This is a genomic window from Winogradskyella marina (assembly GCF_015645385.1).
In the GTDB taxonomy this organism is placed as follows: domain Bacteria; phylum Bacteroidota; class Bacteroidia; order Flavobacteriales; family Flavobacteriaceae; genus Winogradskyella; species Winogradskyella marina.
The window spans coordinates 101,561-122,331 of record NZ_JADOET010000005.1 but is presented as its reverse complement, the minus strand read 5'-3'; the positions used below and the strand labels follow the sequence as shown (position 1 = coordinate 122,331).

Here is a 20,771-nt window from a genome sequence, read left to right as displayed (position 1 = left end):
TTTTAATCTTAAAATTATACTTGTTTTTATAATGTATTCAATTGAATTTATTTTGATTTTTTTAGTGGTGCAATATTTGGTATCAATACCCAGACACTTAACACAGTTACTACCGCTAGTGTTGCGCCAATAATAAATGCTGGTGCATAATTACCACCCATCGTTAACCAAGGCACTAGTGATGTTAATCCAGCTGCTCCTAATTTAGCGGCAGTACCGGCAAACCCTGAAAGTGTACCTACGGATTTGCTTCCAAACAAATCACTTGGTAAGGTTTGAACATTTCCAATAGCGGTTTGAAAACCAAACAAAATTACCGCCATAAATAACACCGCTGTTGTAGGTCCTCCTGGGTCTGCCATAGCAAACAACATAGGTAACATAATTACACAACCAAGTGTAATTACAAACTTACGTGTTTTGTTTACTGACCAACCGACTTTGATGCGATTCTGAGCCAACAGCCCACCAAACCAAGCTCCTAGCATTGCTCCAACATAAGGTACCCAAGCATAGAAACCAATAGATTTCACATCCATTCCATATACTTCATTTAAGTAAATAGGAATCCAGAAGATAAATAGCCACCAAATTGGGTCTAAAGCTGCAGATGCAATAATTACCCCCCAACTTTCTTTATGCTTAAGCATTTTACCCGTATCCGGATTATAGCCTTCATCAAATTCACCATCGTTATCTAAATCTTGATTCTTTTGACCTGTTAAAATATACTCACGTTCTTCATCAGTTATCCATGGATGATTTTTAGGTGGTGACTTTACTAGAATCCACCAAGGAATAAGCCATAATACCCCTAATGCTCCTATTAATATAAAAATCCATGTCCAATGAAAGTAAACCGATAGAAGCCCTATTGTAGGAAAGGCAACAATACCACCGATGGCAGCCCCCGAATTAAAAAGTCCTTGTGCAAATGCTCGTTCTTTTGTTGGAAACCATTCAGCGTTTGCTTTTGCAGCACCTGGCCAGTTACCCGCTTCAGAAACACCTAATAACGTACGAAAAATACTAAGACTTACCACTCCCTTAGCGAAGGCATGTAATGCTGTGGCTATAGACCAAAAACCAATGGAAAGTGCGAACCCTATCCTTGTTCCTAATTTATCGAAAATCTTACCAAAAATAGCTTGGCCAAAAGCATAGGAAAAAATAAAAATTACTGAAATTAATCCATATATTTCTTTTCGTTCAAATGTTGACTTCTCTGGATATAAATCCTCAGCAATGTCAGGCCAAAGCACAGGCAGTGCTTGTCTATCAATATAATTGATTACGGTAGCTAATGCAATTAAGCCGATAACCCACCATCTTAAACTTTTAATTTTTTTACCTATTTCTTTCATTTAAATTGAATTAAGGTGATTTTTTAATGTTATAGCAATATTGATATAACACTTTAAAGTGATCTTTCATTTTTTGTTTTGCCAATTTAGGATCTTGTTTCTTAATGGCATCGAAAATTAAATTATGCTCCTCTATACCTTGATGTGATAAACTTTTATCACAAACGTGGTATTTTTCAAAATTTGTAATAATTTCAGGAGTAATGATTAACATAAAATTATTTAGCGAACTATTTCCACTAGCTTTAGCTATAGCTAAGTGAAATAACAAATCTTCTTGAACTGCGTCTTCACCTTTTAATACCTTTTTTTCATAGGCATCTAAAGCTTCCTTTATGCGTTCTAAATCTTCATCCGTTCTTCTGAGGGACGCGAGTCTGACCGTTTTTAGTTCTAATAATATTCTAGTCTCAACTAAAGATTTAAAATTAGGATCCTCTAATTTTAGAATATCCTCTATCATTCCATTCATGGCGATCACACCAATATTAGCTACAAAAGTTCCACTTTGTGGAATAGATTCTAATAATCCGTAAAACTCTAATTTTTGAATAGCTCTTCTAACGTTACTTCTTGTGACTTCAAATTTTTCAGATAACATTCGCTCTGAAGGTAACTTATCACCAGGTTCGAGATTTTTTAAATTAATAAGCTCTCCTATTTTAGAAATAATCGTTTTTTGCGTCTCAATACTATCTATTTTTGTTGCTACTTCTAATTTCATATCTTAAACTTAAAATTGGTTAACCAGATTTAAAGCGCTAAAGTTATATAAATAATATACAAATACCAGTTTATATGAGACAAATATTAGTGCTTAAAGAATTCTACTTATACAACTAAATACCAATAGAATTCAATAAGCGACTAACTCAAATAAGCCTAATAATCCCTCAATTATAATTGACTTCTTTATATTTTAGAAAAACTTAATTCCTAGAGCTAATTTCTTTCTTTGTAAAACCAACTTGTAAATTTTGAATGACTCAAATTATCTACAAAGAAAGAAATCTATTATATATTAATATCCTGAATTCTGAGTAATAACTCCACGAGTAGCCAATACTTCTGAAACTGGCACAGGAAATAAATAGTAATCACTATTAATTGTTAATCCCATTTCAGCATCTACGGTTCCTGTTCTCACTAAATCAAACCATCTCTGTCCTTCGAAAGCTAACTCTAATCTTCTTTCATCTAAAATAGCTTGTCTTACTCCGGCCTGTGTCGTTTGTGTTCCTGTTAAACTATTTAAGCCAGCCCTTGTTCTAATATCGTCTAATAATGGCAATACTGTTGAAGCAGGAGCACCATTTTCATTTAATGTCTCTGCATATAATAATATAATATCTGCTAATCTTAATTCTATCCAATCGTGCTCAGCACCTAGGCCACCTTCTTTCGGAAATTTTGAAATGGTTAAAACTTCTTCTTCTGCAACAACGATTTCTTCTTCTGTAACAGGGTCAATACCTAATACTTCATTAGTCTTAATAATAGTTCTCCTTCTTAAATCACCACCATCTGGTCGTAAAGGATCTGAAGTAGGATTTGTAATCTCTCCTGCAACAGCTTCAAAAGCAGCAATTAAATCGGGATCAACAGGAAGGTCGGCTTTTGGATCATCTCCCACATACCAGTTCCAAAAATCGGTAGCTGGTGAATATTCATCTATAATAGAACTTGAAATTTGAGTAGCGAAAATAATTTCTGAATTTTCTACCTCATTTACAGCACCAAAAATCTCATTGTAATTAGCTTTTAAACTAATGCCTGCACCAGCAGCTCCGTTAACAACAGCTTCTAAATGTGGTTCTGCACTGATAAAATCACCCATAGTAACATAAACCTTACCTAATAAGCCTTGCGCAGCATATTTTGACGCTCTACCATCTACAATAGAAGCATCTAAAGCAGCTATTGCATCCAATAGATCTGGTATAATAACATCATTGTACACCTCATTTGCAGGCGTTCTTACAAGGATAGACGTATCTTCAAGACTTGGTGAAGACGATAAGTTCACTGTAGTATCACCAAAAACCTGAACTAATTTAAAATAAGATAAAGCTCTTAAAAATTTTGCTTCTCCAATATGCGTTTCATTCGTGGAATTTTCGATAACAGAATTTGTACTTAAAATAGACTTATATAAAGCCGTATAAAAAGGGCCAAAAAATTGATCTTCCATGGCTGTTAGACCATTATCATATTCATCGAACTCTGTATATGGAGCTTCATCCATTACAGCGTTGTCTGCTCTAAACTCTCCCATTACTGCCATTGGAGTAACACTTCCCAATTGGTAATAATATGCTGCATTTAAAACACCTTCGTAATCAGTTAATGAATCGGAACTAGCGATATTAGGGGGCGATTGATCTAAATCCGTAGAACATGCTGTAATAAACAGTAATGAACCTAATAGTATATATATTTTTTTCATTTTTTTTTATTTAAAAATTAACATTTAAACCTAAAGTAAAACTTCTTACAATTGGACTAGCTCCAAATTGAGCACCATATGTTGTTGGTCCTAAATAATCGCTACCAGACGTTGCAATACCCTCTGGGTTATATGATGTATAATCATCTGCCCATATGTATAATAAGTTAGTTGCAGCAATATATGCTCTAACAGAGCTTAAGCCAATCTTACTTGTAAGATCATTTTTTAATGTATAACCTATAGTTATATTTCTCAAAGCGATAAAAGAAGCATCCTGAACTGTAGCATCTGTTTGATTTCTGTTTGGTACATAAAATTCGCCATTGTGATCAGCAATACCATCGTCATTAGCATCGAAACTATCCGCTAACAATCCTCCCCATTGAGAGCCGTAGTATAGTGGATCTACATTATAAACTTCTGCACCATGTGACCCTTGAAATTGAAGTGACATATCGAAATCTTTATATTTCATATTATGCGACATTCCCCAGTAAAAATCGGGTGTGTTTTGTCCAATTTTAACTAAATCACCACCGTCAGCAACACTTCTTGTTGCATCAATAATACCATCGCCATTTTGATCTACAACATAAGACTCTCCAGACCGACCATTCGGATATCTTGTTCCATCTGCTACATATTCCATTTCAACCTCTCCTGTAGTTTCTAATCCCCACATTTCACCAATGCTACCACCTACATAATTTCTAAATACAGGACCTCTACCACTTATACCATAAATTACTTGAGGTAATTCATCTAAACCACCTAAATTAGTAATTTCCGTATCAACTGTAGATAAGTTACCACTCATGCTCCATGAAAAATTATCATTATTGATTAATCTAGCAACTAATTCAAATTCCCATCCTGAACTTCTAACATCACCAACATTTAGTATTGCAGATGGATTACCTAATACTTCAGACTGAGCTTGATTAATTAAAATATCTTCAATATCTGATGTATAATAATCTATACCTATTGTAAATCGGTTGTTTAACACTCCAAAATCAACACCATAATTCGTCTCTGTGTTTGTTTGCCACGTTAAATTATCATTGGCACTATTTGACGGTATCAAGAATCCTGTTCCATAGATCGTTGCAGAAGGATCTAATAGACTTAAAGCATCATATGATCCTAAAAACGAAGTCGTTCCTAAAGACCCTGTGCTAAATCTTAATTTTAATCTGCTTAATGTATTATTATTTTCTAAAAAGGATTCATTATGCACATTCCATCCTAAAGAAACCGCCGGAAATGTGGCGTATTGCTCATTAGATCCGAAACGAGAATCACCATCTCTACGCACAGATGCTGATAGTAAGAAACGATCATCGTAAGCGTAGTTCACTCTTCCAAAAACACTCTCTCTTGCTCTTGTCTCATCTCTTTCTGTTACTGTTATATCAGCAGGATCAAACAAGTTATAATTAAGAACATTACTATCTGGAACATTAGCTCCATCTAAACGAGTTCCTATCAAAGTTGTCGTTTGAAATTCAACACCTGCTACTGCTGAGATATCATGTTTACCAATTTCTTTTGCGTAATTTAAAGTCGTTTCACTCAATACTGAAGAGACTTTAAGATCTGTTTGATCCATATAGGTTTGAGACGTTCTTGCTCTAGAATCAAAACCTAGTAATCTGTGTTCATAAAACTGAGTATCTCTAAGGTCACCACCTAAAACAGTCTTAACATTTAAACCATCTATAATCTCATATTGTAAATAAGAGCTTACATTACCAAAATATGTTTTTTCCCAACGCTCTGTATTGTCGAGCTTTGCGGCAGGACCTGCATCACCAGAACCACCAATACCATTGTTGCTTCTTCCATAATGCCAATCTTGCGATGCCATTCCTGGTTCTAAATCATAAATACTACTAGCCTCATAACCCGAACCTCTATAGCCAACATCAAATGCATCTAATCCTAAGCTTTGAGCTTGAGCATCTAAGGCTTGAACAAATGCAATAGATTCTTCAGTATGATAGATAGGACTGTTTGGAGTTGATCTCAATAAATCTCTCATATCATGACCTAAAATATCTCTATCAGATGAATACCCATTAAAGCTTACTCCTGCTTTAAATTTTTCTCCTAATTTCGCATCTACGTTTAAACGTGCGTTCAATCTTTGAAATCCTTCAGTGATTATTACACCTGTCGCATCTTGATAACCAATTGAAGCAAAATAATTTACATCTTCTGAACCTCCACTCATGCTAAAATCGTGACTTGTAGCACTACCACTTCTGAAAAGCCAATCTTCTGGACTAATCGCTCCTGGTGCATTCTCTAAAGCACTTAATCTGTATTCTAAAAAAGCAGGATCAGTACTATTAACAGTACCAGGCCAATTCCCTGCAGCAATTTCTGATCTTGCAAATGCACCCCACTCATTAGACGATTTAAGAATATTATCACGGTATTTGCTAGAAACACTGGTGTACGCGTTATAGCTAAAAGTCGCCTTACCTGATTTTCCTTTTTTAGTGGTCACTAAGATAACACCATTTGCACCTCTAGAACCATAAATAGCAGCAGATGCCGCATCTTTCAATACCTCTAAACTTTCGATATCATTTGGGTTTACAGTTTCTAAACCACCTGAAATCGGATAGCCATCAACAACTATTAATGGATTTGACGCACTTGAAATAGATGAAGCTGCTCTTATTTGAATTTTTGGGGCAGCACCCGGTGATCCATCTTGGTTCTGAATTAAAACACCAGATAACTTACCTGCTAACGCTTCGTCTACACGAGCAACCTGAACAGCTGCAACATCCTCACCTCCGACACTCGAAACCGATCCCGTAAGGTGTGATTTTTTACGTGTACCATACCCAACAACAACAACCTCTTCTAATGCACTAGTATCTTCAACTAATTGCACATTAATTGTTGTTTGAGAATCGATAATTATACTTTGAGTAACATATCCTACGTAAGAGAATTTTAAAACATCTCCCTTCTTGACTTGTAATTGATAATTACCGTCAAAATCTGTTGTTGCTCCTGTGGTTGTTTCTGCAATGATAATATTAGCGCCAGGAATAGGCATATTATCAGCAGCCGAAGTCACTACACCTGACACAGTGAAGCCATCTTGAGCAAAAATCATTACACTAAAGAGAAGCGCAACGACTGTAGTAAGTTTAACTTTTAAATTCATAATTCATTGTTTAGATTAATTTTATTAGTTATTGATTAGCCCCGTTGAATAGGCTTGGTTTAACACAATTAAATTTAGAGCTTTTATCGTGCTATTTTCTTGGTTAACCAAACTGGTTAACCAAATTGGTTTACCAAATATATACAAATATTTGTTAATTATAACGTTTTCGTAATTTTTATATGTTAAAATAGCAAATGTTTGAGGTAAAATAGCAAACAATATTCCCAGGTGTGGCTATTTTACCTCAAAACATCAGTTTCTAACAATTAATCATTGTAGTTGTTATTTCTGAGACTATTTGTCTCCAAAATAAGATACTGCACCACCACTTAAGAAATCCTCCCTTACCGGACTAAATGTATCAATTAACATCCCTGCTTCTAGACAAACAGCACTATGTAATAAGTTAGGCTCAATATATACGCCATCACCCGCCTCCACAATTTTCTTTTCACCATCAATTTCAAATTCAAATTTACCCGACACACAATAGGTCGCTTGCGTATGAAAATGTTGATGAGGAGATCCTAATGCTCCTTTTTCGAATTTAACTTGTACCATCATAATCTGGTTATCGTAACCTAAGAACTTCCTAGATACTCCTCCTCCGAGCTCTTCCCATTCCATATCTTTTGTGATGACATACTTTTCACTAAATCGTTTCATAATTTTTATTTTATTTATTTTCAATTAATACAAAAGAGCCTTCCCAAGTAAACTCTTTTTGATCTACTACTAATTTATGTACTGTACTTTGCATTGCATCTCTATTCGCTGTAATAAATAGTTTTGTATTGTCCTTTACACTTGTAATTGCAATGACCGTGTAATCGTCTGTATCTAATAGTATTTTTACAGCTTTAATACTACTATTTGAATTTACCGCGGATTCTGTAACTGGACTGTAACTACCATGAGCCTCAATAGTTGATACAAACGTTGTTTGCTTACTGTTTTTTCTTCTCATCAGTATTGCAGGTTCGCGTCTTAAGTTGAAGTCGGGGTCATTTGCCCCAATTCTTGTAAATAACAATTCGTCATTAGCACGTGTTACAGAGGTTAAAGTATAGAATTTATTATCATTCAACCAAGACAGTTTAGAATTATCGTTATTTCCACTAGCAATACCTTCCACAAATAAATGCTGATAACCGTTCTCAGTACCTAATGGTTTCAAAGTTTGAGGTGTTTTATATTCGAAATTTGTTTGTAATACTTGTCCTAAAAAGTAAAATGGCAAGTCATATTGATTGGCTTTATTTGAAGTTATCTTCATAATATCGAGCATGTATGGTTTTTCAAAATCTGCATCTTTAATAATTGCCATAGTGCGAAGCATAGTCGTACCTGGATAGGCATTTTCTTCAATAGCGCTGACAACTTGGACATTTTTATTTTCAGAAGAAAAATAATGCAAATCAGAATGGTGCAAACTTCCTATGTCATATTTACCTGTAAAATGCGATGTTTCATTTTGGGTTACGGTATTATGAGCTATAGTTTGTTTTGCCCAAGTCTTATTTTCTTTTAAATAATTACCTCCTCCTTTTTGCTCAATATTTACGAAACGCGCTAGACCATAATCTTGAATGACTTCCTCCCCTTTTTCATATAAGGAAAAAGACAGTTTATCGTAGTGTCCGTGGCTAGATCCTTGTGCGGCATATTTAAAAGCAAGTTCTAAATCTTCAGTCCTTAAAATACTAACCCCACCTTGTGTGCCATCTGGACCGTCAGACAAATTGATCGACTTTTTATTAAATGGCTCTTGAAATCCATTTTTAATGCCCAAAGCCACAGCCAAACCTGAATCATCTAACAAAACACGATCTTGTTCTTTTGCAATAGATAATAATTCGGGATTTTGCCCTCCAAAATGATACGAAATGTCTACAGCAGTAACTAACGCACTAGTATAATAAGACATCCCTTTTTGACCATCGTTAAGCGGAAAGAAATCGCCATCCGCATCGGATAGGTTTAATAAAGCATTTATGGATTTTAACAGGACACCTCCTTTGTAATTAAAAATACCTAACTCTGGTTTTACATGGTGAAGTGCCTCCGCAAAAATCAAAAACGGATACATAGCATACCGTTGATAATACGGCCCTTCATTATAATACCCATCTGGAGAAAAAGGCTCTTCTATATTTGCCAAAAATCCAGCTTTACCATCCTTATTAATATAACCACCGTCATCATCTTTAGCATTTCTGTCTAAATCCGCTCCGGGAATACCATATAAAGCACGCTGAATCAACTCATCGTCATCCATTACCAAACCAATCATACCTACAGCAGCATTTCCCCATGTACTATGGTTATGCACTCTGTTATAAAATTGTGGATTTTCGATTGAAATAAAATCTGCAAATGGTCGAAACAGATTGGTTTCTAATCTTGTACGCTCTGCCTTCGTTAAGTAATTATAGATACAGTCATAGGCCTGGCTTACATATACTAACCAGTTAGAATCATTTAAACATTGCCAGAACAGCTTACCTCTTGCATAAGATCTTGTTTTTGGATGCACAGGAAGTGTTTTATAAATCGCTTCATATTGCATCAACATATCTTTTACATACTTAGCATATTTTTCATCATCTAGAAGTTGATATAAAACACCTGCTTTTTGCAAAATCACCCAATTTTGTTTGTGTCTTACATGGGTATAACCGCCTGAATAATCTTTTGGAATTGGCACTTCTATTCCTGCCGTTATTTCAGCATCAACTTCAGCTTTGACTTTCGCTAAAGTTTTGTCAAAAATTGGAATACTCCCTAACTGCTCTCTTATATCTTCAACCCCTTGAGCGGTTAAAATAAGCTTGGGATGAATGACGTTTGAAACTATATTATCATTATTTACTATGTTCGCTGTGTTTTCAATTTGATACGAAAACACAGTGAACACATTTGTAATTAAAGCAAATATTAAAATTTTACTTTGAAGTCGTTTTCCCATTTGTTTTAATCAATAATTGGTTAACCAGATTGGTTTACCAATATACATGATTTTTGTATTTATCCAAAAAAAGTATAGACATTTAACATAAAACTATCCAAAATTAACCTTGGAAATAAATACTCCTAGCAGTAAGCACTTACATATTGTAAACACCACCGTTTATATCTAATGTTGCACCAGTTATAAACCCGTCGTATTCAGACGCTAAATAGAGAACCACTCTAGCTACATCGTCTGCATTTCCGGCACGCTGAATTGGTATGCCTGCTGTTGTAGCGGCAGCCGATTCCTTTGTTGTGTGCGTATTATGAAACGACGTACCCAGAATTAGTCCTGGTGCCACCGCGTTTACTCGAGTACCCTGACCTCCTAATTCAGTAGAGAGCGCTCTTGTAAATGTTAGGATTGCCCCTTTACTCGTAGAATACACTAGAGATCCTGGATGTCCACCTTTACGACCAGCTAAAGAAGCCAAATTCACAATACTACTATTACTATTTATAGCTAAATACGGAGCTGCTGCACGAGTTACTAACATCATAGAAGTTAAATTGATGTCCATTACCTTATGCCAAAAATCTGTCTCCATTTCATTTAGCATTTTACGCGCCACTAAAGAGCCTGCATTATTAATTAATATGTCTAAACCTCCCAACTTTGCTATAGTTTCGGAAACCAAAGCATTTGCGTCGGGTTCTATGGTTAAATCCCCTTTAACAGCAGCAGCTTTTAATCCTTTTTCGGTCGCATACTGTACCAATTCATTCGCGGTATCCGCACTAGAAAAATAGTGTATCACAACATTGGCACCACTATCAATAAAACGTCTCGTAATAGCTTCACCAATACCCTGAGCACCAGCAGTTATTAAAATATTTTTACCTTTTAATTTATTATTTATCATAATAATCTTTAATTAATTTAATCGTTTTTAGAAAAATACCCCTCATTAGACACCGCAGCTTCACTTACGGATATACTTCCTGTTTTAAACCAAACCTCAGCATAGTTTCCATCTGCATATTGTTTTTCAATATCACCATTATGAGTTTCAGCACCAGAACACCAATTTTTATTGACATCTGGTGATTTTCCATTGGTTTGATTATAAGCACCTAGCTTAAAGAAACAGCCCTCACCAGTATATGCCCCCTCGCGCTCTACTCCATCTTGTCCAAGAGGTACAAATAATTTTTGAGTTTGTTCAGGTATATCTGCAGTTGTTGTGTATTCTGATTCTATTAAATTTTTTGTAAATGTTTTGGTTTCATGACCTTCACTCTTAAAACTCAAGGTCATAATTCCATCTTTTACCGCAACTTCATAACTAAACTCCTCACCTAAAGCGATACCCTCTTTCGGTTCTTCAGGATACGTATTTTCTTCAGCCCCTACAACAGAGAAATCATTACCCCAAACTGCCGTAGAATAATCCCATCTCCCCGAATTATCATCGCCTGCTGTATTGATTTCATAATGCCAAAAAACGGATCCTTTAGTATGACCAGGGAATTTTTTATAAAAAATCTTTAGAGGTTCATTTTCATGTTTGTCTGCACTATGAATTTGACCAACCACAACGGCATGTGAAGCAGCTACTCGAGCATCCCCAGTCGCTGAAACATTCATTACTTTTAAGGTTGCAGTTAATTTATCATCAGCTGTCTTAGGATACCATTTTTTCATTTGAGCCAATTCTGTTCTCGTATTATTCGATGTTCCATGCGTATCTCCGCCATTTGGTGACTTAAATACGACCCAATTCTCGTTACCTTCTTTTACAGTATAAAAGAAATCCTTGTTTTCAAAATTATTGGCAACACCTACATTAGAGCCATCACCTAAAATTAATTTCCAATCATCAAAAAATGGAATTACGTCACTAGCATATACCTTTTTTGCTACATTTTCTGTACTTAATTCTGTTGATTTCTTTGCGTCTTTTGTTTCGTTTTTACAGCTTTGCACAGCTAGAAATAAACAAACAACTAAAAACTTTGCTATAACTGAGTTGATTTTTTTATTCATTATTATTTTATTTAGATTCATTTTTTTTGATTTTAATTATTTGTTAGAAATAATCTAAAAGCGCTAATATGCCATTGTATGAAATCACTAATGAGAAGAATAAAGCTGCATACATTCCGATATAAACACCTAAGTTCGTTTTATACCCTTTCATTACTTTTTTATTGCTTAACATCAAAATAATTCCGAGTATTACTATGGGCAGTACAAAAACATTAAATACTTGTGATAAAATTTGAACTTCTATAGGATTTGCTCCAAATGCAGGACCGATTAAAGCGACCAAACATGCAATTGCCGTTATAATTCTAAACTGTCTCGAATTGGTATCTAATTCTCCAGATTGATAATCTGCTATTAACAATGGTGCAATTAACAAACAAGGAAATATAGAAGATAAACCTGCACTTAATGCTCCAAAAAAGAATATAGAAACGGCCCACTTACCTGCAACGGGTTCTAATGTATTTGCCATGTCTAAAACCTGAGTCACCTCTTTACCTTGATAAAATAAGGCTCCTGCTGCAACTGCCATAATAACCCCACTAATAATAAATATTAAAATCGCGGCGGTAATAGAATCTTTTTTCTGTTGGTCTAAATTTTTAATGGTCCAACCTTTTCCTTTCACAAATAATGGTCGTGATAAAAACGTTGCTGAAGCCATAGTTGTACCAACAAAGGCAGCCACTAACATTTTACCTCCAGGAACGTCTGGTATTGTTGGAATTAAACCTTTAACGACATCAATAGAAAGTGGTTGTACAAAACATAACGACAACAAAAAAGACAAGCCCATTAGGGTGACAAAAATGACCAGTATTTTTTCGAAAAAAGTATACTTCCCAACTAACATTAATAAATAAAAGGTAACTATAATTACAATCGCAATTAGTAATACAGTTTCGTATTTAAATGCACTTAACCCATCAAAATTCAATGCTAATATTTCAAAAATAATATTAGATGAAATCCCTAAGATTCCCATTAGCGAATTCCATTGTCCAAACGTGATGCCAATGATAATTGCTATAGCTAAAACTTTTCCAAATTTGAAGTGTTTTTTATAACCATAAAGCGCGGTTTCGCCCGTAATTAAGGCATAATTACCATAAGCAAACATTAAGACTCCAGAAAAAACACAACTGATTAAAAGCACCCATAGTAATTGCATATTAAACTTACTACCAGCAACAATCATGGCTGTTACACTCCCTGTACCGATAGTGTAACCGATTGCAAAAATACCAGGACCAAACCCCAAAATGATGGCAATGATTTTTTTAAGAAATGATTTATTTGGCGTGTTTGCTTCCATAATATTAGTCGTTAGTTAGTAGGTTGATCGTTTCTATATCCAATTAGTATGAAAACGTTTTCCGGAATCATCATCTAGTCGTTGATAGGTGTGTGCTCCAAAATAATCGCGCTGTGCCTGAATAATATTTGCAGACGCATATGGGGTAGTAATACCATTAAAAAATTGAAGTGCCTCACTTAGAGCAGGTGATACCAGATCATTAGTTACACATGCTGACACCACCTTTTTTGTCGCTTTTTTAGTTTGCTGAACGACTTTTATGACATCTGTATTGGTTAATATATTAGTGGTGCTTTTAAAAACTTCTACTAAATCCGTCATTAATGTAGATCTAATAATGCATCCGTTTGTCCAGATTCTAGCAATCTCGCTTAGATTTAAATTCCATGAGAATTTATCAGATGCCTCCGCTATAAGCTTAAAACCTTGATAGTGATTAATAATTCTAGCAAATTGATAAGCTTCTAAAAGCTCAGTTGTAGTAAGACGTAATTCCGAAGGATCTCCTTTATCAAAACCCTTACTTAATTGGATGCGTTCATCCTTATAAAAAGAAATATACCTAGAAAATAAAGCTGAAGAAATTAAAGTACTGGGCACACCAAGCTCGGCTGAAGCAATGGTTGTCCAATTCCCTGTACCTTTATTACCAGCTTTGTCTAAAATTTTATTCACTAACCAATCGTCACCTTCTTTTTTCCTAAAAATAACTGTTGTTATTTCAAGCAAATAGCTATTGACAGTAGCTTTCCAACGCTCTAAGGTATTAGCTATAGCATCTGGATTTTGACCTAAAGTTTTTAAAATAATAGCGACCTCAGCTAATAATTGCATTTCTACATATTCTACACCATTGTGCACCATTTTTATAAAATGACCACTGCCTTCTGGACCGACATAAGTACAGCACGGTAAGTTATTTTGATCTTTCGCCGCAATTTTCTCAAGAAAGGGCTGTATATATTTATAAGCTTCTGCGTCGCCACTTGGCATAATAGATGGGCCTTTTAAGGCTCCTTCTTCTCCACCAGACACACCAGCACCTATAAAATGTATACCCTTAGATTTTAAATAATCACAACGCTCTTTTGTTTTAACATAATTAGAATTCCCTCCATCTATAAGAATATCGTTCCCTGATAAATGCGGTAATAAATCTTCAATGACATGATCTATTGTTTTTCCTGCATTGACCATTAACATAATCTTTCTGGGCGTCTGCAAGGAATTTACAAAAGCTGAAATATCATCAAAGGCTTCAGCTTTAGATAAATCTGAATATTGTGCTTTAAAATCTTTGGCAACATTTTCCTCCACACCTGCAACATGCCTGTTAAACATGGAAATTTTAAATCCATTACGAGCTAAATTTCGACATAGGCTTTTTCCCATAACACCTAAACCAAATAATCCAATTTCTGATTTATCCATTAAATTTTCCTTTAAAGTTTTTATAATATCTTTTGGCGTTAAACTAATATCTATTTCAATGGAGTCTTTAGGTTTTTCTAAAATATCAAACTGTGATTGTAATAAGTCTGACGGCATAAAGTGATTAGATCTTTTATTCACTCTATTATAAATTTGATTAAAAGACCCATTTAAAAAGATCCATTTAGTAGCAGCTTCAATACCCAAACTTAATGTATGTCGATACGCTTCTTTTAACGCAGAACAAACAATTACACAACTACTTTTAGTTAGTTGCGTTTTAGCTAATTCATTTAACGTTTCTAACCATCCTTGTCTATCAGCATCGGTTAAAGGCTGCCCACTAGACATTTTTATGATGTTAACTTTTGGATGAAAATCGTCGCCGTCAAAAAAAGGAATCTCTAATTCTTCTGCTAATAGTTTTCCTATGGTGCTTTTCCCACAACCTGAAACTCCCATAACGAAGATTACTTTATTTATACTATCTCTAAGATTTTTCAAGGGAAACAGACTTTTTTAGATTTGTTTAATTATTAGGGTCAGTTCCTTCTCCCACTGTAGCTTCTTTAAACCACACCTCTGTATAACTTCCGTTTGCATATTGCTTTGCAATGTCGCCACCATATGTTTCTGATCCTGTGCTCCAAACCATATTGTCTTCAGGGTTCTTTCCGTTTGTTTGGTTATAAGCCCCTTGTTTAAAGTAATTTATTTCTCCTGCATAGGCATTTTCTCGCTCAACTCCATCGCGACCAATAGATGCATATAATGACCATATTTGATCTGGAATAGCTTCTTTTGTAGTGAATTCTGATTCTAGCAAATTCTTGGCAAACGTCTTAGTATTGTGACCATCACTGGTAAACGTAAGGTACATGATACCCTGATAAACATTTATCTCATAGCTGAACTCCTCACCTAAGGCAATACCGTCTTCTGGTTCTAATGGGTATTCATCCGCACTCGCTCCTACAACAGACATATCATCACCCCAAACCGCTGTAGATAAATCCCACCTGCCTGAGTTATCATCACCTGCCGTATTTATTTCATAATTCCAAAACACAGAGCCTTTTGTATGACCTGGGAATTTTTTATAAAAGATCTTTATAGGTTCATTTTCATGACCTTCATCACTATGAATTTGACCGACCACTACAGAATATGAAGCCGCAACTCTTGCATCACCAGACGTGGAAACATGTTGCACTTTCAATACCCCTGTTAATTTACCTCCGACTTCTGGAATCCAATGTTTTGTTTGTCCTAATTCTGTTCTTGTATTGCTCGATGTTCTTGAAGTGACACCCGAGTTTGGCGTTTTATAAACTACCCAGTCTACATCATTTTCATTTTCTACATAGAAAAAATCTTTTTTCTCGTAATTAACTAGGTCACTAACACTTGTGCCATCTCCTAAAAGAATTTTCCATTCGTCCATAAACGGAATAACATCACTTGGATATTTTGTAGTGGACTCATTCTCTGTAGTGACTTCACTTATAGTTTCTGAATTGGGATCAGTGTTGTTTTTGCAAGCAACAATTGCTAAAAATGATAGTAATGTAAGTGCTAATTTTTTCATGTAGTTAATTTTATGATGACCTATAATTAGTAGTGACAGTTTCGGTTTTCCTAGAATGATCCTAATACATTAATTTCATTTCTAAATTTTCTTCCGTCTTAATTTGTCCTGAATTAATTAAAGTGTTTTCTGATTCCACATTATTTTTTGCTCCCCATAAAATAGACACAAATTGAACAGGGTTATTGACGAAGGTGTTTCCTGTAATATTTACATTTACAATACCATTATGATTAAGAAGTCTTTTGTTTTCTTCTTTTGCTCCACAATTGGTGAATGTACTATTAGAAACCAAAAGGTTTCCACCAATTGTAGACTCATCATATCCACCTCTGTAATAATCTATTACGTTTTTATGAACGTTTAAAAATTTACAATCAATAATATTTAAATATTCGGTATTATAATCACCACGATCATTGGTTTCTTCAGATAGTTCTATACCGTTTTCACAATTTGAAATGGCTGTGTTCATAAAGGTAATTTCCTCGGAATAAGACTGTTTGTACACTTTTAAAGCATAATTAAAATTACTTATTTCAGAATCTATGACTTCTAGCCCAAAATGGTTAGACATGTTTTCTTTTAAACTTGCAAACGCATATTGAGTATCTGTTCCTTTTAATTTGATGTTTTTTAAGGTTAATTTCCCATACGGATGCAATTCTAATGCTGCTGTTTCTGCCAACCCAGTATATAAAATTTCTGAGTTACCATTAGATTGAATTGTTATTGATTTATTTATAATCAACGATTTTGAAAGTTGATAAGATCCGTCGTTTAATTGAATAACATCTCCACTTTCCGCAGCCTGTAGTTTGGTCTTTAATTCCTCAGCATTTGCTACTGTATGCGTTTTTGTTTCTTTCGCTTCTACATCATTTGAAAACCAATCCGCACCATATTTTGTTTTATCTAGCAGATCTATCGCATAGGTATCTGTGTTTAATATCGCTCCTATTTGATTTGAATCACCTCTAGACTCACCTAATAAGTCTTTTGTAATATCCTCAAAGCCAAAACCATTATAAACCTCAACATCATTAAAACCAGTGACTGGAACAGCAATATCAGAACCTAAATCAGTTAATGTTAATTCTTTAGAAATTAAACCATGACTATTTGCTATACTAACTCCATTATTATCAATAATATTACTTTGAAAGGTGACACCATCGGCTTTGTCATGTTCAATAATTGGACTTGGGTCGCCAACAGAATTATAAAGCACATTGTTTACCACTTCAATTCTCAATGGTCTCGCTGAACGAATTTCAGATTTTGGTAATACATCAGCCTGAGAAATATTAGTCCCAACACCAAATTGAAAAGGCGCATCTGAATCTACAAACGTATTGTAAGCAACAACCACATCGGTAACTTGATTATATCTGTTTAAAGGCGATTTTGGAATACCGTTCATTATCGCAATCGGACTTCTAAAATTTTTTCCTTTTATTTTATAGAACAAGTTATTTGTAATCCAATGACCAGTATTTACAACTCTAATGCCTCCATATTGTTCATTCACTCCATCACCTATAAAATAATTACCATCTACAGTGACATAATTTCCGTGTCTGGTTACAACAGAGCCTTCACTTTTATAGAATACATTATTTCTAATTTCATTATAATTTGTTTTACTCGAAATAATTTCAACTTCACCATTACATTCTTCAAATAAATTATTAGCTATTATGCTATTACCTGGTGACATGGAAGAAAAACTACCTCCCAACTGAATGGTTTCTCCTCGAGCACCACCTTTTCTAGGTCTTGGACCAAAATGATTATTTATAATTTGATGGTAATTTCTTATACTTTGATTTCCTCTTATATCAACTCTTAAGGTTGGTCCGCCGTTGGTTTTACCAGCGAGGTAATTATTACTGAACTCATTATATCTTCCAAAAAGCTGAACCCAATTATCATCTTTATCTCTAACGAGCTGATTATAATCGAGTATAACGCAATTTGTAACCTTAGAGTGGTTTGCCACGTTTTTTTCACTTGTTCTAAATGCGATAACGTTACGTGTTGGTGTATAACCATTTCTAAAATATAAGCCACTAACTTCTAAATAATTACCACTAATTTCTAAATTAGAAACACCCTCTATAAATACTTTTCCAGGTGTTTCTGCTTTTAAAGTAATTGGATTTTTTTCAGTGCCTTCGCCAGTGAACTTAATCTCTAAATCTTTATAAACCCCATTTTTTAAAACAATGTTGTCACCTGGCTCTGCGTTTTTAATGGCTTCCGATAATTCTGAAGCATTTGAAATTAATAGACTTGATTCTGTATTAGAATTTATGTGTTCTCCACAAGAAAAAAACAGTAGTAATAAGCCGAAAGTTAATAGATATTTCTTCATATAATAGTTGATTATATTCAATTAGTGTACACTTTATAGATGGCCAAAACTCACCTTTCTTAAAAGATTTTTTTAATTGGTTTACCAATCTGGTTAACCAAAAGTAGTATAAATTTTAAGACTACAAAAAGTTATTGGGTTAATTTTGTATACAATTAGGTTAATAAACTAAATAAATATTCTAAAAAAACGTGACATTTATAAGGTTTCTTCGTTTTTGAATCAAACTAACAACAGGCAATAAATTAAACTTTCAAGCATTACCAGCTTCGATTTAACTTTTTATAATTATTTTATGTTTTTAAAAAGCAGCAATGAAAACTATTTACTTTTTTACGTTATTATTTGTGTCGTTATTATTGAGTGCCCAGAACAATTATGAGATTTCGGTTCCTGAAGGACGCTATCAAATTGATACTACAAACGACCTTATTATTTGTAAAATAGATATTACTCAGTTCCCTGATTTTTCGAGTTATGATGCTGTGATTTTGTCTTTGGATACGGATTACGAATTCACTGTAAAACCGAACACAATAAGCCATCAAGAATCCTATACTGTTGAACATAATGATGTACAGTACGCATTGTTTTTTAGTGTGTTTCCAATAATATCGATCAATACGGAATTGGAAATTATTGATGAACCTAAAAGACTTGCTACGTTTGTGTATGCGGATTTAGAAGACATTAAAACTGCACAAATGGGTATTGAGCTTCGCGGAGCAATCTCTCAAACCTATCCCAAAAAAACCTATGATTTAGAATTTTGGGAAGACCCAAATGGTGACGAAAACATTGATATGCAGTTTGGAAATTTACGCGAAGATGACGACTGGGTTTTAGATGCAATTTATAATGAACCACTTCGATTAAGGGCTTTTTCGTCTCATCAACTTTGGTTAGATATTCATACGCCATATTATTTAGACCAAGAAGAAGGTGCAAAATCCGGCGCAAATGTTATGTATGTAGATGTGTTTTTAAATAATGAATACAATGGTGTATATATGCTTTCTGAACAAGTAGATAGAAAGCAATTAAAATTAAAGAAATACAATAATGACATTCGAGGTGAGCTTTACAAAGGTGATTCTTGGACGTCTGGTAATGCAATATTTAATGAGCTTCTAGATTATGATAATACAAGTGATATTTGGGGTGATTATGAGTTAAAGCTTCCCGATCCAGATGATGCTATAGATTGGGAAAATCTCTATGACTTTACCGACTTTGTTATCAATTCAAACCTTCAAGATTTTAGAGATGAAATTGGCGAAAAATTAAAACTTGAAAATGCTTTTGATTATTTTATTTTTCTAAACCTTCTTCGTGCTACAGACAATATCGGGAAAAATTTATATACGGCAAAATATAATCAGGATGAACCCTATTTCTTTGCACCATGGGATTTAGATGGTGTCTTTGCCACAAATTGGTCTGGAAATAATGACAATATAACCGATGATATTTTATCGAACGGTCTGTTTAATAGGTTAATTCACCTCACACCAGATGAAGCAATGGGTAATATGATTGCAGAACGTTGGTTTGAACTTAGATTAGGAGTGCTAAGCACTGAAGCCTTAAACTCTAGACTAACCGGAAATTATAACTTATTAAAGGATAATTTGGTCTACGCAAGAGAGCGTTTAATTTGGCAAAACTATGACTATGATGAAGCCTCAAAAACATATATGGATAATTGGTTACTCAACCGTTTAGATTATTTAGATATCTATTTTGATAACCTTTTAAGTGTTGAAACTTTTGAAAATGATATAACTTCTATTAAAGTTTATCCGAACCCAACGACAGACTTTATTTATATTAATAGCAATATCACTGACATTACCACTTACACTATTACAAATATACATGGCTCTGTAATGGCAAAAGGAAACTTTGATCCTGCTAATAATACTATAACCATAAAAGGCTTCGCTAGAGGTATTTATTTTCTAAATCTTTATAATCAGGTTAAAAAAATTATTGTGAAATGAATTTAGTATTTTGAAGTTTAGCTATAAACTATTCCTAACGTATGAT

At 34.3% G+C, this 20,771-nt stretch carries 13 protein-coding genes; 1 reads left to right on the top strand and 12 read right to left on the bottom strand.

Annotated features, from left to right (window positions below):
- Positions 1-47 precede the first annotated feature (47 nt).
- The 12 genes from ITJ86_RS07805 to ITJ86_RS07750 all read right to left on the bottom strand — a co-directional run bounded on the left by ITJ86_RS07805 (position 48) and on the right by ITJ86_RS07750 (position 18,722).
- Complete coding sequence (locus tag ITJ86_RS07805; protein WP_195871077.1) at positions 48-1,364, bottom strand: MFS transporter; 1,317 nt, start codon at positions 1,362-1,364, stop codon at positions 48-50.
- Between the two features lie 10 nt (positions 1,365-1,374).
- Positions 1,375-2,088 (bottom strand): FadR/GntR family transcriptional regulator, encoded by a 714-nt coding sequence (locus ITJ86_RS07800; RefSeq protein ID WP_195871076.1) that lies wholly within the window; start codon positions 2,086-2,088, stop codon positions 1,375-1,377.
- A gap of 297 nt (positions 2,089-2,385) precedes the next feature.
- Entirely contained in the window at positions 2,386-3,810 is a 1,425-nt protein-coding gene (locus tag ITJ86_RS07795; RefSeq protein ID WP_195871075.1) for a RagB/SusD family nutrient uptake outer membrane protein, read from the bottom strand.
- 10 nt (positions 3,811-3,820) lie between these two features.
- Positions 3,821-7,003 carry a SusC/RagA family TonB-linked outer membrane protein gene (locus ITJ86_RS07790; protein WP_195871074.1) on the bottom strand — a complete coding sequence of 1,061 codons (3,183 nt, stop codon included), beginning with the start codon at positions 7,001-7,003 and terminating at the stop codon, positions 3,821-3,823.
- Between the two features lie 297 nt (positions 7,004-7,300).
- On the bottom strand, positions 7,301-7,672 hold the full coding sequence (locus tag ITJ86_RS07785) for a cupin domain-containing protein (protein ID WP_195871073.1): 372 nt from the start codon (positions 7,670-7,672) through the stop codon (positions 7,301-7,303).
- Between the two features lie 10 nt (positions 7,673-7,682).
- On the bottom strand, positions 7,683-9,974 hold the full coding sequence (locus ITJ86_RS07780; protein ID WP_195871072.1) for an alginate lyase family protein: 2,292 nt from the start codon (positions 9,972-9,974) through the stop codon (positions 7,683-7,685).
- A 139-nt stretch (positions 9,975-10,113) separates the two neighbouring features.
- On the bottom strand, positions 10,114-10,881 hold the full coding sequence (locus tag ITJ86_RS07775) for an SDR family NAD(P)-dependent oxidoreductase (RefSeq protein ID WP_195871071.1): 768 nt from the start codon (positions 10,879-10,881) through the stop codon (positions 10,114-10,116).
- Between the two features lie 17 nt (positions 10,882-10,898).
- Complete coding sequence (locus ITJ86_RS07770) at positions 10,899-12,005, bottom strand: polysaccharide lyase family 7 protein (protein ID WP_195871070.1); 1,107 nt, start codon at positions 12,003-12,005, stop codon at positions 10,899-10,901.
- A 43-nt stretch (positions 12,006-12,048) separates the two neighbouring features.
- Positions 12,049-13,323 carry an Nramp family divalent metal transporter gene (locus ITJ86_RS07765; protein ID WP_195871069.1) on the bottom strand — a complete coding sequence of 425 codons (1,275 nt, stop codon included), beginning with the start codon at positions 13,321-13,323 and terminating at the stop codon, positions 12,049-12,051.
- Positions 13,324-13,356: 33 nt separating this feature from the next.
- Positions 13,357-15,261 (bottom strand): NADP-dependent phosphogluconate dehydrogenase, encoded by a 1,905-nt coding sequence (gene gndA, locus ITJ86_RS07760; RefSeq protein WP_230080248.1) that lies wholly within the window; start codon positions 15,259-15,261, stop codon positions 13,357-13,359.
- A gap of 25 nt (positions 15,262-15,286) precedes the next feature.
- On the bottom strand, positions 15,287-16,345 hold the full coding sequence (locus ITJ86_RS07755; protein ID WP_195871068.1) for a polysaccharide lyase family 7 protein: 1,059 nt from the start codon (positions 16,343-16,345) through the stop codon (positions 15,287-15,289).
- A 61-nt stretch (positions 16,346-16,406) separates the two neighbouring features.
- The gene (locus ITJ86_RS07750; protein ID WP_195871067.1) at positions 16,407-18,722 is read right to left on the bottom strand and encodes a chondroitinase-B domain-containing protein; all 2,316 of its coding nucleotides are present in this window, start codon (positions 18,720-18,722) and stop codon (positions 16,407-16,409) included.
- 314 nt (positions 18,723-19,036) lie between these two features.
- Here ITJ86_RS07750 and ITJ86_RS07745 point away from each other — a divergent pair, with 314 nt between their 5' ends.
- On the top strand, positions 19,037-20,725 hold the full coding sequence (locus tag ITJ86_RS07745) for a CotH kinase family protein (protein ID WP_195871066.1): 1,689 nt from the start codon (positions 19,037-19,039) through the stop codon (positions 20,723-20,725).
- Positions 20,726-20,771: the final 46 nt, after the last annotated feature.

What these genes read in the sequence shown, in the direction of transcription:
- ITJ86_RS07805 (WP_195871077.1), bottom strand. Translation starts at nt 1,364, where the DNA reads ATGAAAGAAATAGGTAAAAAAATTAAAAGTTTAAGATGGTGGGTTATC.
- ITJ86_RS07800 (WP_195871076.1), bottom strand. Translation starts at nt 2,088, where the DNA reads ATGAAATTAGAAGTAGCAACAAAAATAGATAGTATTGAGACGCAAAAA.
- ITJ86_RS07795 (WP_195871075.1), bottom strand. Translation starts at nt 3,810, where the DNA reads ATGAAAAAAATATATATACTATTAGGTTCATTACTGTTTATTACAGCA.
- ITJ86_RS07790 (WP_195871074.1), bottom strand. Translation starts at nt 7,003, where the DNA reads ATGAATTTAAAAGTTAAACTTACTACAGTCGTTGCGCTTCTCTTTAGT.
- ITJ86_RS07785 (WP_195871073.1), bottom strand. Translation starts at nt 7,672, where the DNA reads ATGAAACGATTTAGTGAAAAGTATGTCATCACAAAAGATATGGAATGG.
- ITJ86_RS07780 (WP_195871072.1), bottom strand. Translation starts at nt 9,974, where the DNA reads ATGGGAAAACGACTTCAAAGTAAAATTTTAATATTTGCTTTAATTACA.
- ITJ86_RS07775 (WP_195871071.1), bottom strand. Translation starts at nt 10,881, where the DNA reads ATGATAAATAATAAATTAAAAGGTAAAAATATTTTAATAACTGCTGGT.
- ITJ86_RS07770 (WP_195871070.1), bottom strand. Translation starts at nt 12,005, where the DNA reads ATGAATAAAAAAATCAACTCAGTTATAGCAAAGTTTTTAGTTGTTTGT.
- ITJ86_RS07765 (WP_195871069.1), bottom strand. Translation starts at nt 13,323, where the DNA reads ATGGAAGCAAACACGCCAAATAAATCATTTCTTAAAAAAATCATTGCC.
- ITJ86_RS07755 (WP_195871068.1), bottom strand. Translation starts at nt 16,345, where the DNA reads ATGAAAAAATTAGCACTTACATTACTATCATTTTTAGCAATTGTTGCT.
- ITJ86_RS07750 (WP_195871067.1), bottom strand. Translation starts at nt 18,722, where the DNA reads ATGAAGAAATATCTATTAACTTTCGGCTTATTACTACTGTTTTTTTCT.
- ITJ86_RS07745 (WP_195871066.1), top strand. Translation starts at nt 19,037, where the DNA reads ATGAAAACTATTTACTTTTTTACGTTATTATTTGTGTCGTTATTATTG.